The sequence below is a fragment of the Bacillus sp. FSL R5-0523 genome, assembly GCF_037975295.1.
In the GTDB taxonomy this organism is placed as follows: Bacteria; Bacillota; Bacilli; order Bacillales; family Bacillaceae; genus Bacillus; species Bacillus subtilis.
Genome location: NZ_CP150251.1, coordinates 2,762,843 through 2,778,678, shown reverse-complemented (window position 1 = coordinate 2,778,678; position 15,836 = coordinate 2,762,843). Strand labels below are relative to the sequence as shown.

Sequence of the window (15,836 nt, the reverse complement as noted above, 5' to 3'; positions counted from 1 at the left end):
CAATTACTATAATAAAATTGTTCGTACAAATATTTATTTATAGGTTTATTTTCTATCATTAGTACGTATCTTTTGTATTTGAAAGCGTTTTATTTTATGAGAAAGGGGCAGTTTACATGCTTCAGACAAAGGATTATGAATTCTGGTTTGTGACAGGAAGCCAGCACCTATACGGGGAAGAGACGCTGGAACTCGTAGATCAGCATGCTAAAAGCATTTGTGAGGGGCTCAGCGGGATTTCTTCCAGATATAAAATCACTCATAAGCCCGTCGTCACTTCACCGGAAACCATCAGAGAGCTGTTAAGAGAAGCGGAGTACAGTGAGACATGTGCTGGCATCATTACATGGATGCACACATTTTCCCCTGCAAAAATGTGGATAGAAGGCCTTTCCTCTTATCAAAAACCGCTTATGCATTTGCATACCCAATATAATCGCGATATCCCGTGGGGTACGATTGACATGGATTTTATGAACAGCAACCAATCCGCGCATGGCGATCGAGAGTACGGTTACATCAACTCGAGAATGGGGCTTAGCCGAAAAGTCATTGCCGGCTATTGGGATGATGAAGAAGTGAAAAAAGAAATATCCCAGTGGATGGATACGGCGGCTGCATTAAATGAAAGCAGACATATTAAGGTTGCCAGATTTGGAGATAACATGCGTCATGTCGCGGTAACGGACGGAGACAAGGTGGGAGCGCATATTCAATTTGGCTGGCAGGTTGACGGATATGGCATCGGGGATCTCGTTGAAGTGATGGATCGCATTACGGACGACGAGGTTGACACGCTTTATGCCGAGTATGACAGACTATATGTGATCAGTGAGGAAACAAAACGTGACGAAGCAAAGGTAGCGTCCATTAAAGAACAGGCGAAAATTGAACTTGGCTTAACCGCTTTTCTTGAGCAAGGCGGATACACAGCGTTTACGACATCGTTTGAAGTGCTGCACGGAATGAAACAGCTGCCGGGACTTGCCGTTCAGCGACTGATGGAGAAAGGCTACGGGTTTGCCGGTGAAGGAGATTGGAAGACAGCGGCCCTTGTACGGATGATGAAAATCATGGCTAAAGGAAAAAGAACTTCCTTCATGGAAGATTACACGTACCATTTTGAACCGGGAAATGAAATGATTCTGGGCTCTCACATGCTTGAAGTGTGTCCGACTGTCGCTTTGGATCAGCCGAAAATCGAGGTTCATCCGCTTTCGATTGGCGGCAAAGAGGACCCTGCGCGTTTTGTATTTAACGGCATCAGCGGTTCTGCCATTCAAGCTAGCATTGTTGATATTGGCGGGCGTTTCCGCCTTGTGCTGAATGAAGTCAACGGCCAGGAAATTGAAAAAGACATGCCGAATTTACCGGTTGCCCGTGTTCTCTGGAAGCCGGAGCCGTCATTGAAAACAGCAGCGGAGGCATGGATTTTAGCCGGCGGTGCACACCATACCTGCCTGTCTTATGAACTGACAGCGGAGCAAATGCTTGATTGGGCGGAAATGGCGGGGATCGAAAGTGTTCTCATTTCCCGTGATACGACAATTCATAAACTGAAACACGAGTTAAAATGGAACGAGGCGCTTTACCGGCTTCAAAAGTAGAGGGGGATGTCACATGGCTTACACAATAGGGGTTGATTTTGGAACTTTATCAGGAAGAGCGGTGCTCGTTCATGTCCAAACAGGGGAGGAACTTGCGGCTGCTGTAAAAGAATACAGGCATGCTGTCATTGATACCGTCCTTCCAAAAACGGGTCAAAAGCTGCCTCGTGACTGGGCGCTGCAGCACCCTGCTGATTACCTCGAAGTCTTGGAAACAACCATTCCGTCTTTACTCGAACAGACGGGCGTTGATCCGAAAGACATTATCGGGATTGGAATTGATTTCACGGCATGTACGATCCTTCCTATTGACAGCAGTGGGCAGCCGTTATGCATGCTGCCTGAATATGAAGAGGAGCCGCACAGCTATGTGAAGCTCTGGAAGCATCATGCGGCCCAAAAACATGCTGATCGGCTCAATCAAATCGCGGAAGAAGAAGGAGAGGCTTTTTTACAGCGGTACGGGGGAAAAATTTCATCAGAATGGATGATTCCAAAGGTCATGCAAATTGCCGAGGAAGCGCCTCATATTTATGAAGCGGCCGACCGGATCATCGAGGCTGCGGACTGGATCGTGTACCAGCTGTGCGGCTCGCTCAAGCGAAGCAATTGTACCGCAGGGTATAAAGCGATGTGGAGTGAAAAAGCGGGGTATCCGTCAGATGATTTCTTTGAGAAATTAAATCCTTCAATGAAAACGATTACAAAGGACAAATTGTCTGGTTCTATTCATTCAGTAGGAGAAAAAGCCGGCAGTCTGACTGAAAAAATGGCAAAACTGACAGGGCTTCTCCCGGGAACGGCTGTTGCGGTTGCCAATGTGGACGCTCATGTTTCCGTACCGGCGGTCGGCATTACAGAGCCAGGGAAAATGCTGATGATTATGGGAACCTCAACGTGCCATGTTCTTCTTGGTGAAGAGGTGCATATCGTTCCAGGTATGTGCGGCGTTGTGGACAACGGAATTCTCCCGGGCTATGCGGGATATGAAGCCGGGCAGTCCTGTGTCGGCGATCATTTTGACTGGTTTGTGAAAACATGTGTCCCGCCAGCTTATCAAGAGGAAGCAAAGGAAAAAAACATTGGCGTTCATGAGCTGCTGAGTGAGAAAGCAAACCATCAAGCGCCAGGTGAAAGCGGCCTGCTTGCTTTAGATTGGTGGAATGGAAACCGTTCAACTCTTGTTGATGCAGATTTAACAGGGATGCTGCTTGGCATGACACTGCTGACAAAGCCTGAGGAGATTTATAGAGCGTTAGTTGAAGCGACAGCTTACGGAACCCGGATGATTATCGAAACATTCAAAGAAAGCGGTGTTCCGATTGAGGAACTATACGCAGCGGGCGGAATAGCTGAGAAAAACCCGTTTGTCATGCAGATTTATGCGGATGTGACAAACATGGACATTAAAATCTCTGGTTCACCGCAAGCACCAGCCTTAGGATCTGCCATTTTCGGCGCGCTTGCAGCAGGCAAAGAAAAAGGCGGCTACGATGACATCAAAGAGGCAGCGGCGAACATGGGAAAACTGAAAGATATAACTTATACGCCAAATGCCGAAAACGCCGCGGTTTATGAAAAATTGTACGCTGAATATAAAGAGCTGGTTCATTATTTCGGAAAAGAAAATCATGTCATGAAGCGTCTGAAAACGATCAAAAATCTTCAATTTTCATCTGCCGCCAAAAAGAATTGATAAAGGGTGATGGAGCATGCTTGAAACATTAAAAAAGGAAGTGCTGGCTGCCAACCTGAAGCTTCAAGAGCATCAGCTGGTAACCTTTACGTGGGGAAATGTCAGCGGCATTGACCGTGAAAAAGAAAGAATTGTCATCAAACCTAGCGGAGTCGAATACAGCGACCTTACAGCAGATGACTTGGTTGTTTTGAACCTTGATGGAGAGGTCGTCGAAGGCTCGCTTAAGCCTTCTTCAGATACACCTACCCATGTTTATTTATATAAAGCCTTTCCGAATATCGGGGGAATTGTCCATACCCATTCTCAATGGGCGACAAGCTGGGCGCAATCGGGCAGAGACATCCCTCCGTTAGGCACGACCCATGCTGATTATTTTGACAGTGCGATTCCATGTACTCGAGAAATGTACGATGAAGAAATCATTCATGACTACGAACTGAATACAGGAAAAGTCATAGCGGAAACCTTTCAGCATCATAACTACGAACAGGTGCCGGGTGTGCTCGTGAATAATCACGGACCGTTCTGCTGGGGCACTGACGCCTTAAATGCCATTCATAACGCAGTTGTATTAGAAACGGTTGCCGAAATGGCCTATCACTCCATTATGCTGAACAAGGATGTAACCCCAATCAATACAGTCCTGCATGAAAAGCATTTTTATCGAAAACACGGAGCAAATGCGTATTATGGCCAGTCATGATACGCCTGTGTCACCGGCTGGCATTCTGATTGACTTGGACGGTACTGTATTCAGAGGAAATGAGTTGATCGAAGGAGCAAGAGAAGCGATCAAAACGCTTAGGAGAATGGGAAAGAAAATCGTCTTTTTAAGCAACCGGGGGAATATCTCCCGTGCCATGTGCAGAAAAAAACTTCTTGGCGCGGGGATTGAAACGGACGTAAACGACATTGTTCTGTCATCAAGCGTGACAGCGGCTTTTCTGAAAAAACATTATCGTTTTTCAAAGGTATGGGTGCTTGGGGAACAAGGCTTGGTTGACGAGCTGAGGCTGGCCGGTGTGCAGCACGCGAACGAACCGAAGGAAGCGGATTGGCTCGTGATCTCCCTTCATGAAACGCTCACGTACGACGATTTAAATCAAGCCTTTCAAGCGGCTGCCGGCGGCGCTCGTATTATTGCTACAAACAAAGACCGCTCTTTTCCGAACGAAGACGGAAATGCCATTGATGTGGCCGGAATGATCGGGGCGATAGAGGCTTCTGCACAAGCGAAGACTGAACTTGTTGTCGGAAAGCCGTCATGGCTGATGGCGGAGGCTGCCTGTACAGCAATGGGGCTGTCCGCACATGAATGCATGATTATAGGAGACAGCATTGAATCTGACATTGCGATGGGGAAGCTTTATGGCATGAAAAGCGCCTTAGTGCTAACTGGTTCTGCGAAACAGGGCGAACAGCGTTTGTACACGCCGGATTATGTGCTGGATTCTATTAAGGATGTAACCAAATTGGCTGAGGAGGGGATTCTGATATGAATCGTATCGCAGCTGACGTTCAGCGTGCTTTTGAACACGCCGGAGAAAAGACGTTGCCTATAAAAGTTGAAGAAATTGTTCTCGGTAAACAAGCAGCTGATTCGCTTTTGGATTATGTAAAACGAAAAAACAATAAACATATTGTCCTTGTCTGCGACGCGAATACACACCGCATTGCAGGAATTGATCTGGAAAATCAGCTGAATCAAGAAGGATTTCAGGCCGAGTGCCTGATCATTCCAGAAAATGAAGCCGGAGATGTGACAGCTGATGAACGATCGCTCATTCATGTGCTGATCCATACGAAACAACCAACGGATGTCATGATCGCAGTCGGTTCGGGCACGATTCATGATATCGTCCGCTTTGCAGCGTTTCAAAGAGATTTGCCGTTTATTTCTTATCCGACTGCTCCATCTGTAGACGGTTTTACATCAGCAGGGGCGCCGATTATTTTATACGGTACGAAAACAACCATTCAAACGAAGGCCCCGTCTGCACTGTTCGCTGATCTGGATCTATTAAAAGCGGCACCGCAGTCAATGGTGGCGGCTGGATTTGGTGACATGCTCGGTAAAATAACGTCTTTAGCAGATTGGGAAATATCCCGGCATCTTGCCGGCGAGCCTTATTCGCCAGCAGGAGCTAAGATTGTTCAGGAGGCGCTTGCTGCCTGCATTGAACACACAGAAGACATTGCGATGAAAACGGAAACAGGCATACGGGTTTTGATGGAGTCTTTACTTGTATCGGGGCTTGTCATGCTGGCATTAGATCATTCCCGCCCGGCATCAGGCGGAGAGCATCATATTTCACATTGGATTGAGATGGAATTAATGGAGAAAAAACGGCCACAGATTCTTCATGGGGCAAAGGTGGGCTGTGCAGCTGTTTTATTAACTGACACATACAGAAAGCTCGCTAAGGATGACGGGCTCAACGAATTTTCACCGAGCCGGCGGCAAGCCATCCAATCGGCTTATCAAACTCTCCCGGAAGGAGAAGTGCTGGCTGATTGGCTGAGATCAGCCGGAGGCCCTGCGTATTTTGACGAAATCGGTGTCGGGCAGGATTCCGTCAAGAATGCCTTCAGACACGCGCACACCTTAAGAGACCGCTGCACCGGATTAAGAATCATTAATGAAAACAAAACGCTGATCAACCATGGTCTATATGAATAGCCCGCACCTCGAATGGAAGGGGTAACGCAGATGAAAAAAATGACTGTCTGTTTTCTTGTGCTCATGATGCTGCTGACATTAGTCATTGCTGGGTGTTCAGCAGAAAGATCATCCGGGAAGTCGGGTGAAACCGAGCTGACCTTTTGGACATTTAACGGACTTCATGAGCAGTTCTATATAGAAATGGTGAAGGAATGGAATGAAAAATATCCTGACCGCAAAATTAAGCTGAATACGGTCGTTTATCCGTATGGACAAATGCACGATAACTTGTCTATCTCCTTAATTGCAGGAGAAGGCGTCCCTGATATTGCCGATGTCGAATTGGCCCGTTTTTCAAACTTTTTGAAGGGCTCTGACATACCGCTTGCCGACTTGACTCCGCTGATTGAAAAGGACCGTGATAAATTCGTTGAGGCGCGGCTGACCCTGTACAGCAAAAACGGCAAGCTTTACGGACTCGATACGCATGTAGGAACAACAGTCATGTTTTATAACATGGATGTTATGAAGAAAGCCGGCGTCAATCCTGACGATATTAAAACATGGGATGATTACCATAAAGCCGGACAGAAAGTGCGCAAAGTGACCGGGAAGCCGATGGGAACGGTGGAAACAAATGATTCCGGAACGTTCTTATCTATGATTTCACAGCAAAACTCAGGCTATTTTGATAAAAACGGCAAGCTGATCCTCAATAATGACACCAACGTAAAAACACTTCAATATTTAAAAGACATGATCAATGATAAAACGATGATTCCTGCGCCGGGCGGCGGGCATCACAGTGAAGAATACTACGGCTTTATGAACCAAGGAGGAGCTGCTTCAGTCCTCATGCCGATTTGGTATATGGGAAGATTTATCGACTATATGCCTGATCTGAAAGGGAAGATTGCCATCAGGCCGCTCCCGGCATGGAAAGAGGGAGGCGACCGCTCGGCAGGTTTGGGCGGTACGGCAACTGTTGTGCCGAAGCAAGCCAAGCATGTTGAGTTAGCAAAAGAGTTTTTAGCCTTTGCGAAGGGCTCTAAAGAAGGAAACAAAAAGCTCTGGAGCGTACTAGGGTTTGACCCGCTTCGCTGGGATGTCTGGAGCTCCAAGGAATTGAAAGAGAAAAACAAGTACACGGATTACTTCCAAAACGGAACAGGCATTTTTTCCGTGCTGCTCGATATCAAGGATGAAATCAATCCGATTTATTTACATGAGGATTTTGCCAAGGCTTCAGACCTTGTCAACAGAAGCGTGTTGTTCGACGCACTTAAATCTCAGCAAAAAACGCCTAAACAGGCCTTGGACAGAGCGGCAGGTGAACTGAAACAGAAATAGAATCCCATTCAAAAAGTGAAAGCGGGGAGGTTCTCATGAAACCTGTGAAAACAGGAACGGTTCATCCCGTTCCTTCAGCTGCGAAACAATCAGGCTGGCGAGATCTATTTTATTCAAAAAAAGCGGCGCCCTATCTGTTTACAGCGCCATTCGTTTTATCCTTTCTCGTATTTTTTCTATACCCCATCATTAGTGTCTTCATCATGAGCTTCCAAAGAATTTTGCCGGGAGAGGTGTCCTTTGTCGGATTGTCTAATTATACAGCGCTAAACAACCCGACGTTCTATACCGCCCTTTGGAATACGCTGGAATACACCTTTTGGACGCTGATCGTGCTGATTCCTGTTCCATTGCTTCTGGCCATATTCCTGAATTCAAAGCTGGTCAAATTTAGAAATATATTTAAATCAGCGCTATTTATCCCGGCATTGACCTCCACCATTGTCGCGGGGATCATTTTTCGGCTGATCTTCGGAGAAATGGAAACGTCTCTGGCCAATTCCATCCTACTCAAACTCGGCTTTTCACCTCAGAACTGGATGAACAATGAACATACCGGCATGTTTTTGATGGTGCTGCTTGCTTCATGGAGATGGATGGGAATCAACATCCTTTACTTTTTAGCCGGTTTGCAAAATGTGCCGAAAGAGCTGTACGAAGCCGCTGATATAGACGGCGCGAATACAATGAAAAAATTTCTGCACATCACGCTGCCGTTTCTCAAGCCTGTAACCGTATATGTGCTGACCATCAGCATCATCGGCGGCTTCAGGATGTTTGAGGAAAGCTACGTCCTTTGGCAGAATAATTCCCCGGGTAATATTGGTCTGACGCTTGTCGGATATTTGTATCAGCAGGGGCTTGCCTACAACGAAATGGGGTATGGAGCGGCTATCGGCATTGTGCTTTTGATTGTGATCCTTGTTGTCAGCCTGATTTCATTAAAGCTGTCAGGCTCGTTTAAGGGGGAGGGATAAATGTTGCGGCACAGTCCTCAGTTCAGCGTTTATAGAATTGCGCTAACCCTGTTTTTTATTATGCTGAGCCTATTGTATCTTTTTCCGATTTTCTGTTTGCTTTTAGGATCATTAAAGCCCTCATCTGAGCTTTTGCGTGTGGGGCTGAATCTTGATATTGATCCAAAAGTGATGAGTTTTAATAACTACACATTTCTGTTTAATGGCGGCAGCATTTATTTCAAATGGTTTTTTAACAGTCTTGTACTCGGACTTTTTACGACCGTGCTCACCCTGTTTTTTTCTTCGATGATCGGGTACGGGCTTGCGGTTTATGATTTTAAGGGAAGAAATATCATCTTTGTTCTTGTGCTGATTATTATGATGGTTCCGCTGGAAGTGATGATGCTTCCTCTGTTTAAGCTTACTGTCGGACTGCACTTGATCGATTCATATACGGGTGTCATATTGCCGTTTATCGTTTCACCTGTTGCCGTTTTCTTTTTCAGGCAATATGCTCTTGGCCTTCCAAGAGATCTGCTGGACTCCGCAAGGATGGACGGCTGTACGGAATTCGGCATCTTTTTCAGGATTATGGCACCACTGATGAAACCGGCTTTCGGTGCGATGATTATCCTTCAGTCCTTAAACAGCTGGAACAACTTCTTGTGGCCGCTGATTGTGCTTCGGTCGAAAGAAATGTTTACGCTTCCAATAGGGCTGTCCAGCTTGCTGAGCCCTTATGGAAATAATTACGACATGCTTATATCCGGCTCAGTATTTGCGATTTTACCGGTGATTATCATTTTCTTGTTTTTCCAAAAGTACTTTATCTCCGGCCTGACGGTAGGGGGAGTCAAAGGTTAATGAAGGAGGAAACGTGTGATGAAAAAAGCGCGAATGATTGTAGACAAAGAATATAAAATCGGTGAAGTAGATAAACGGATTTATGGCTCGTTTATCGAACATATGGGTCGTGCGGTATATGAAGGCATATACGAGCCTGATCACCCTGAAGCGGATGAAGATGGATTTAGAAAAGATGTCCAGTCGCTGATCAAAGAATTACAGGTTCCCATCATCCGCTATCCGGGCGGAAACTTTTTATCCGGATACAACTGGGAGGACGGTGTCGGACCAGTCGAAAACCGCCCGAGACGGCTTGACTTGGCATGGCAAACGACAGAAACCAATGAAGTGGGAACAAATGAATTTTTATCTTGGGCAAAAAAGGTGAACACTGAGGTCAATATGGCCGTCAACCTTGGCACAAGAGGCATAGATGCCGCCCGTAATCTCGTTGAATATTGCAACCATCCGAAAGGCTCTTACTGGAGTGATTTAAGAAGATCGCATGGCTATGAACAGCCGTATGGCATCAAAACATGGTGCTTAGGAAACGAAATGGATGGACCGTGGCAGATCGGCCACAAAACAGCTGATGAATACGGACGGCTTGCCGCAGAGACAGCAAAGGTCATGAAGTGGGTTGACCCATCAATTGAACTTGTTGCCTGCGGCAGCTCAAACAGCGGCATGCCGACCTTTATCGATTGGGAAGCGAAGGTGCTTGAGCATACGTATGAGCATGTCGACTATATCTCTCTTCACACTTACTACGGAAACCGGGATAACAATCTGCCAAACTACTTGGCACGTTCTATGGATTTGGATCATTTTATCAAATCAGTCGCTGCGACCTGTGACTATGTAAAAGCAAAAACACGCAGCAAGAAAACAATCAATCTTTCTCTGGATGAATGGAACGTCTGGTACCACTCAAATGAGGCTGATAAAAAAGTCGAGCCGTGGATCACTGCGCGTCCGATTTTAGAGGATATTTACAATTTTGAAGATGCCTTATTAGTCGGCTCTCTGCTCATTACGATGCTGCAGCACGCAGACCGTGTGAAAATTGCGTGTCTTGCACAGCTTGTCAATGTCATCGCGCCGATCATGACGGAAAAAGGCGGAGAAGCATGGAGACAGCCGATTTTCTATCCATACATGCATGCTTCTGTTTATGGAAGGGGCGAGTCACTGAAACCGCTTATTTCTTCTCCTAAGTACGACTGTTCTGATTTCACTGATGTGCCATATGTTGATGCTGCTGTTGTGTACTCTGAAGAGGAAGAAACACTGACTATTTTTGCGGTAAACAAGGCTGAGGATCAGATGGAGACGGAGATTTCGCTCAGAGGCTTTGAATCCTATCAAATCGCAGAGCACATCGTACTTGAGCATCAGGATATCAAAGCGACAAACCAGCATAACAGAAAAAATGTCGTTCCGCATTCCAACGGATCATCGTCTGTCAGCGAAAACGGCTTAACTGCTCATTTCACGCCGCTTTCCTGGAATGTGATCCGCCTGAAAAAACAGTCATAAGAGAAGCTAAGCCGGAGATTTCTCTCCGGCTTGTCTTTCAACTGCCACGAGCCGGCCCGTTCAAGCCGGCTTTTTGTATAGGAAAAAATGACCGCTTTTCACCATGAAATTATGATATATTTATGAAAAACAGCAAAGGGGATGGGAGAAAATGAATGCGGTTACAATTGTGATAGCATCAATGTGTATTTTGGCTATTGCCTATCGTTTATACGGAACATTTATGATGGTGAAGGTTCTCAAAGTGAATGATGACAAGCCAACACCTGCTCATGCACTTGAGGATGGGAAAGACTATGTGCCTACAAATAAATGGGTTACGTTCGGCCACCACTTTGCCGCAATCGCAGCGGCCGGTCCGCTGGTCGGACCCATTCTGGCGGCGCAGTTTGGCTATTTGCCGGGATTATTGTGGCTGTTAATCGGGGCGGTAATTGGGGGAGCCGTCCATGATATTGTTGTGCTGTTTGCATCGATGCGCAAAAACGGAAAATCGCTGTCGGAAGTGGCGAAGGATGAGCTTGGCCCTGTTGCAGGATTTTGTACAGGACTGTCCATGCTGTTTATCATCACGATCACAATGGCGGGCCTGTCGATGGTTGTCTTGCATGCGCTTGAACGTAATCCATGGGGAACATTTGCGGTAGGGATTACGATTCCGATTGCGATGGGTGTGGGCTTATTTTATAAGAAAACGGGAAATTTAAAGCTCGCTTCAACGGTCGGCTTTCTCTTTTTAATGGCAGGAGTCTTTATCGGTCCATGGGTACAGACTACCGCACTCGGTGACTTTTTAACGCTAGATACGAAAACGCTTGCAATCGCGCTTCCTGTTTATGCGTTTTTTGCGGCTGCGCTTCCCGTTTGGCTGCTTCTTGCTCCGCGTGATTATTTAAGCAGCTTTATGAAAATCGGTGTTTTTATCGCTTTGATTGTTGGTGTGTTTGTCGTCAATCCGTCCATTCCGTTTCCTGCGTTTACAGAATTCGTAAAAGGCGGCGGGCCGGTGCTGGCAGGACCTGTCTGGCCGTTCATCTCAATAACCATCGCCTGCGGGGCGATCTCTGGGTTCCATGCCTTTGTCGGCTCAGGAACGACACCGAAAATGCTGAATAAATGGAGTGATATGAAGCCGGTTGCGTTTGGCGCAATGCTTGTTGAGTGTCTTGTCGGCATCATGGCGCTGATTGCAGCGACCGCTTTACAGCCTGCTGATTACTTTGCGATTAACAGCACGCCTGAGGTTTTCCGTACGCTTGGCATGAATGTCGTACATTTGCCTGAATTGAGCAGGGAAATCGGTTTGGACTTAGAAGGAAGAACAGGGGGAGCAGTCACACTTGCGGTGGGAATGACTTACATTTTTACCGGAATGCCGTTTTTCAGCCATTTGGCCTCATACTTTTTCCAATTTGTCATTATGTTTGAAGCGGTCTTTATTTTAACCGCGATTGACGCCGGCACACGTGTCGCCCGTTATTTGATCCATGACTTCTTCGGGGAGGTGTATAAGCCGCTGAAGAAAACAGACTGGATTCCGGGCTCTGTATTTGCCAGCGCGCTTGCCTGTTTGATGTGGGGGTACTTGCTGTATTCAGGAGATATCGGTTCCATTTGGGCGCTGTTCGGCGTTTCTAATCAGCTGATGGCTTCAGTGGGGCTGATTATCGGAGCGACCATCGTGCTGAAAATCGCTGATAAACGCCGATACATTCTGACTTGCCTTATCCCGCTTGCCTATTTATATGTCACTGTCAATTATGCGGGCTATTGGATGGTGCGCAATGTGTATCTCAATCCTGAAGCAGCAGGATATAGTGTATTGAATGGCGTATTATCTATCATCATGCTGGTGTTAGGCTTCATTATTATCGTGGCGGCTGTGAAAAAATGGGCGCAGATGTGGAAAGATCCGAGCTTAAGGATGGAAGCGTCTATACCGGGCTAGAAGGACTATTGAAAAATGCTGAGGGGGGTTGGCAATGAATCTATCAATGAAATATCTTATTCTATACGTATCGGACAGCCAGCGGGCTATTCATTTTTACCGGGATATTTTAGGACTGCCGATTCGTGCTGAACACGGCACGTATGTCGAATTTGATACAGGGTCTACGATATTGGCGCTTAATACGCGGGAAAGCGCCAGAGACATCACGGCGCTGGACATTCCGGATACATCTGCTTCAAACACATTTGAAATCGGGTTTGTTACTGAAAATGTAGAAGCGGTCATCAAAAGGATGAGAGAACAAGGCGTATCGATTATCGGGGAGCCGAAAGTGAAACCATGGGGGCAGACGGTCGCCTATATCGCTGATCCGGATGGACATTATATCGAAATTTGCAGTCCGATGGATTAACGCACAAAAGCCCAAAACAATGTCTGTTTTGGGCTTTCTCATGATGTTTTGTGCCCGGCTGCTTCCAATAGCAGATCAGCCAGGTGAACGGCTCTGACTTTACCGCTTAGTCCTTCGCGTTCAATCCCGAGCTTCATCTGCAGCAGGCAGCCGGGATTTGCTGTTACAATGAGGAGCGCTTCGGTTGCTTTGACGGCAGCCATTTTGCTGTCCAGTATTTTCATAGACATTTCAGCTTCGACGATGTTGTAAATACCCGCTGACCCGCAGCAGCTGTCTGCTTTCTCCATTTCTTTGAATTCAGCCCCTTTGATGCTTTTAAGAAGCTGGCGGGGCTCAAGCGACGTATGCATTACATTTCTTAGGTGGCATGAATCTTGGTAGGTAACGACCTGAGGCGTCTCGAGCGCTAAGTCCATTTGATGGAAATCGAGTTCAACCAAAACTGAAGAAAAATCCTTCAGCTTTTGAACAAAAGCGGCGGCCCGCTCCGACCATTCCGGGTCATCCTTCAGCAAATGATCATATTCGGTAAGAAAGGCTCCGCATCCTCCTGCGTTTGTAATGACTGCATCCACGTCTAATGCTTCGAAAGCAGCGATATTTTGTTTCGCGAGCTCTTTCCCTGTGTTTTTTTCACCGCTGTGTCCATGAAGCGCCCCGCAGCAAGCCTGTTCAGGCGGGATGACAATGTCGCAGCCTGCCAGCTGTAAAAGCTTCAATGTGGCATTGTTAGTCGGTAAAAACATCGTATCCATTAAGCAGCCCGAAAAAAAGGCGACCCGTTTTTTCATGGGGCCAATGGACGGCAGGAAACGCGGCCTATTGTTCATTTCTTTGCTTTTTGGAATATCAGGAAGAACAGCTTCCATCGTTCGCAAATGCTCAGGCAGGACGCGAAGCATACCGGTTTTACGCACAGCGGTTTGCAGCCCTGACCGCTGATACAAACCGATAAGGCTTACAGCTGAGCGCATGCGGTTTTGATGCGGAAACAGCTCGTGAAAAGCCGTCTTTCGCATGACACGTTCACCAAGCGAGTGTTTTTTATTTTGGTGGATAATATCTCTGGCTTCCTCAAGCAGCTGCCCGTATTTCACGCCAGACGGGCATACGGGCTCACAGGCGCGGCAGCCGAGGCAAAGTGACAGCGAACGTTCGACATCTTCATCCGGTTCAATCATACCGTCGGCTACGGCTTTCATTAAGGCGATACGCCCGCGCGGAGAGTGTGTTTCCTGAAATCCCGATTCGATATAGGTCGGACAGGAAGGAAGACAGAAGCCGCAGCGCATACAATTTAATAACTCGCCTTCATCCATACGCTCTTTAAATTCATTTTGGATCTGTTTCATTTCTTTTTCTGTTGTCATCTTTCCGCCACCACACGTTTTCTGGCATCTTTCGCAAACACTTTGCCCGGATTTAATATGTTCCGGGGGTCAAATGCCGCTTTCAACGCTTTCATCGCATCAATGCCTTCTTTTTTCAGCTTCATTTCCAAGTAAGGCGCTTTCATTTCCCCGACTCCGTGCTCTCCGGTTATCGTCCCGCCAAGTTCAATCGCTTTCTCAAAAATCTCGGCAAAAGCCTGTTCGACACGTTCCATTTCATCCTTATTTCTTATGTCTGTCGTGCATGTCGGGTGAAGGTTCCCGTCTCCCGCATGGCCAAAGGTGCAGATGGAAATATCATATTTAGCAGCAATATCATTAATCGCTTTAACCATATTGGCTATTTCTGAGCGAGGAACGGTCGCATCCTCTAAAATCGTCGTCGGTTTGAGGCGGGCTAGGGCAGAAAGTGCAGAACGCCGGGCTTCAGTCAGGGCAAACGCTTCCTCCTCTGTTTGTGCGGTCTGAACGGAAACGGCGTCGCCTTTTTTGCAGATCGCCTCAATCTTTTCCATATCCCGTGCCACGATTTCAAGCGGTCCGTCTTGTTCAATTAACAGAACTGCCTTTGCGCTTGTCGGAAGTCCGATTTTGGCATAATCCTCAATCACCAAAAGTGTAGGCTGGTCGAGAAATTCAAGCGTGGCGGGTATGATTTTTGCGGCAATGATGTCTGATACCGTTTGAGCAGCGGCATCGATGTTTTCATAAAGGGCAAGCAGCGTCTTCTTTGTTTCCGGCTTTGGAACGAGTTTGACGATTGCCTCTGTCACAATGCCGAGTGTTCCTTCTGAGCCGACAAAAAGACGTGTGAGATCGTATCCGGCCACATCCTTTGCGAGTTTTCCGCCGGTGCGGATGATGTCACCATTTGCGAGCACAACCTCCAGTCCAATAACATAGTCGCGGGTGACGCCGTATTTTAATCCACGTAGCCCGCCGGAATTTTCATTGATGTTTCCGCCCATGGTTGATATTTTCATAGAACTCGGGTCAGGCGGATAAAACAAACCTTTGCTTTCAACTGCCCGGATCATATCCAGCGTAATGACTCCCGGCTGAACTGTGGCAGTTAAATTTTCTTCATCAATCTCAAGAATCTGGTTCATGTGCTTAAAGAGAAGCACAAGTCCGCCTTCAGTCGGGCACGTGCCGCCGCACAGGTTTGTCCCTGATCCTCTTGGAACGATCGGCACTCGATGTTCGCTGCAAATTGTTAAAATGCGTGATACTTCATCAGTATTCCTCGGAGCAATCACGGCATCAGGCATAGACTGAAACTGCGGCGTCGCATCATAAGAATAGACGAGCCGGCCGGCTTTTGAGTCATCAAAGTTTTCGGGTCCGACGATTTGAATCAGCTGTTCTTTTACATCCTTGGTGATCATTTCACCCATCCCCCTGTCAAAAAACGCTT

At 46.9% G+C, this 15,836-nt stretch carries 13 protein-coding genes and 1 pseudogene; 12 read left to right on the top strand and 2 right to left on the bottom strand.

Going from position 1 to position 15,836, the window contains the following annotated elements; translation table 11 throughout:
• Positions 1-116 precede the first annotated feature (116 nt).
• The 12 genes and pseudogenes from araA (at position 117) to NYE53_RS14225 (ending at position 13,025) form a co-directional block, all read left to right on the top strand.
• Positions 117-1,607, top strand: a complete 1,491-nt coding sequence (gene araA, locus NYE53_RS14280; RefSeq protein WP_339245289.1) for an L-arabinose isomerase — start codon at positions 117-119, stop codon at positions 1,605-1,607.
• A gap of 13 nt (positions 1,608-1,620) precedes the next feature.
• The gene (gene araB / locus NYE53_RS14275) at positions 1,621-3,303 is read left to right on the top strand and encodes a ribulokinase (RefSeq protein ID WP_339245287.1); all 1,683 of its coding nucleotides are present in this window, start codon (positions 1,621-1,623) and stop codon (positions 3,301-3,303) included.
• Positions 3,304-3,319: 16 nt separating this feature from the next.
• On the top strand, positions 3,320-4,009 hold the full coding sequence (araD, locus tag NYE53_RS14270; RefSeq protein ID WP_003229501.1) for an L-ribulose-5-phosphate 4-epimerase: 690 nt from the start codon (positions 3,320-3,322) through the stop codon (positions 4,007-4,009).
• The gene (araL, locus tag NYE53_RS14265; RefSeq protein ID WP_160245032.1) at positions 3,987-4,805 is read left to right on the top strand and encodes a sugar-phosphatase AraL; all 819 of its coding nucleotides are present in this window, start codon (positions 3,987-3,989) and stop codon (positions 4,803-4,805) included. The genes araD and araL overlap by 23 nt, the downstream gene beginning before the upstream one ends.
• Positions 4,802-5,986: a sn-glycerol-1-phosphate dehydrogenase gene (egsA, locus tag NYE53_RS14260; protein ID WP_086344181.1), complete on the top strand. Its 1,185-nt coding sequence runs from the start codon at positions 4,802-4,804 to the stop codon at positions 5,984-5,986. The genes araL and egsA overlap by 4 nt, the downstream gene beginning before the upstream one ends.
• Before the next feature lie 30 nt (positions 5,987-6,016).
• Complete coding sequence (locus NYE53_RS14255; protein ID WP_339245282.1) at positions 6,017-7,318, top strand: ABC transporter substrate-binding protein; 1,302 nt, start codon at positions 6,017-6,019, stop codon at positions 7,316-7,318.
• 35 nt (positions 7,319-7,353) lie between these two features.
• Positions 7,354-8,295 carry a sugar ABC transporter permease gene (locus NYE53_RS14250; RefSeq protein ID WP_003229507.1) on the top strand — a complete coding sequence of 314 codons (942 nt, stop codon included), beginning with the start codon at positions 7,354-7,356 and terminating at the stop codon, positions 8,293-8,295.
• A complete protein-coding gene (gene araQ / locus NYE53_RS14245; protein WP_339245278.1) occupies positions 8,296-9,141 on the top strand; it encodes an arabinose ABC transporter permease AraQ in 846 nt (281 codons plus the stop codon).
• Positions 9,142-9,159: 18 nt separating this feature from the next.
• Positions 9,160-10,662 (top strand): alpha-L-arabinofuranosidase AbfA, encoded by a 1,503-nt coding sequence (abfA, locus tag NYE53_RS14240; protein WP_004398747.1) that lies wholly within the window; start codon positions 9,160-9,162, stop codon positions 10,660-10,662.
• A 151-nt stretch (positions 10,663-10,813) separates the two neighbouring features.
• Positions 10,814-12,610 (top strand): carbon starvation protein CstA, encoded by a 1,797-nt coding sequence (gene cstA / locus NYE53_RS14235; RefSeq protein ID WP_339245275.1) that lies wholly within the window; start codon positions 10,814-10,816, stop codon positions 12,608-12,610.
• Positions 12,553-12,742: pseudogene (locus NYE53_RS14230) on the top strand (hypothetical protein). Before cstA ends, NYE53_RS14230 begins: the two are co-directional and overlap by 58 nt.
• Positions 12,657-13,025, top strand: a complete 369-nt coding sequence (locus NYE53_RS14225) for a VOC family protein (protein ID WP_339248555.1) — start codon at positions 12,657-12,659, stop codon at positions 13,023-13,025. Before NYE53_RS14230 ends, NYE53_RS14225 begins: the two are co-directional and overlap by 86 nt.
• 38 nt (positions 13,026-13,063) lie before the next feature.
• Here NYE53_RS14225 and NYE53_RS14220 read toward each other — a convergent pair whose 3' ends face one another.
• Both NYE53_RS14220 and glcD read right to left on the bottom strand, forming a co-directional pair.
• Positions 13,064-14,398: a (Fe-S)-binding protein gene (locus NYE53_RS14220; protein WP_339245272.1), complete on the bottom strand. Its 1,335-nt coding sequence runs from the start codon at positions 14,396-14,398 to the stop codon at positions 13,064-13,066.
• Positions 14,395-15,807 carry a glycolate oxidase subunit GlcD gene (gene glcD, locus NYE53_RS14215; protein ID WP_339245270.1) on the bottom strand — a complete coding sequence of 471 codons (1,413 nt, stop codon included), beginning with the start codon at positions 15,805-15,807 and terminating at the stop codon, positions 14,395-14,397. The genes NYE53_RS14220 and glcD overlap by 4 nt, the downstream gene beginning before the upstream one ends.
• Positions 15,808-15,836 lie beyond the last annotated feature (29 nt).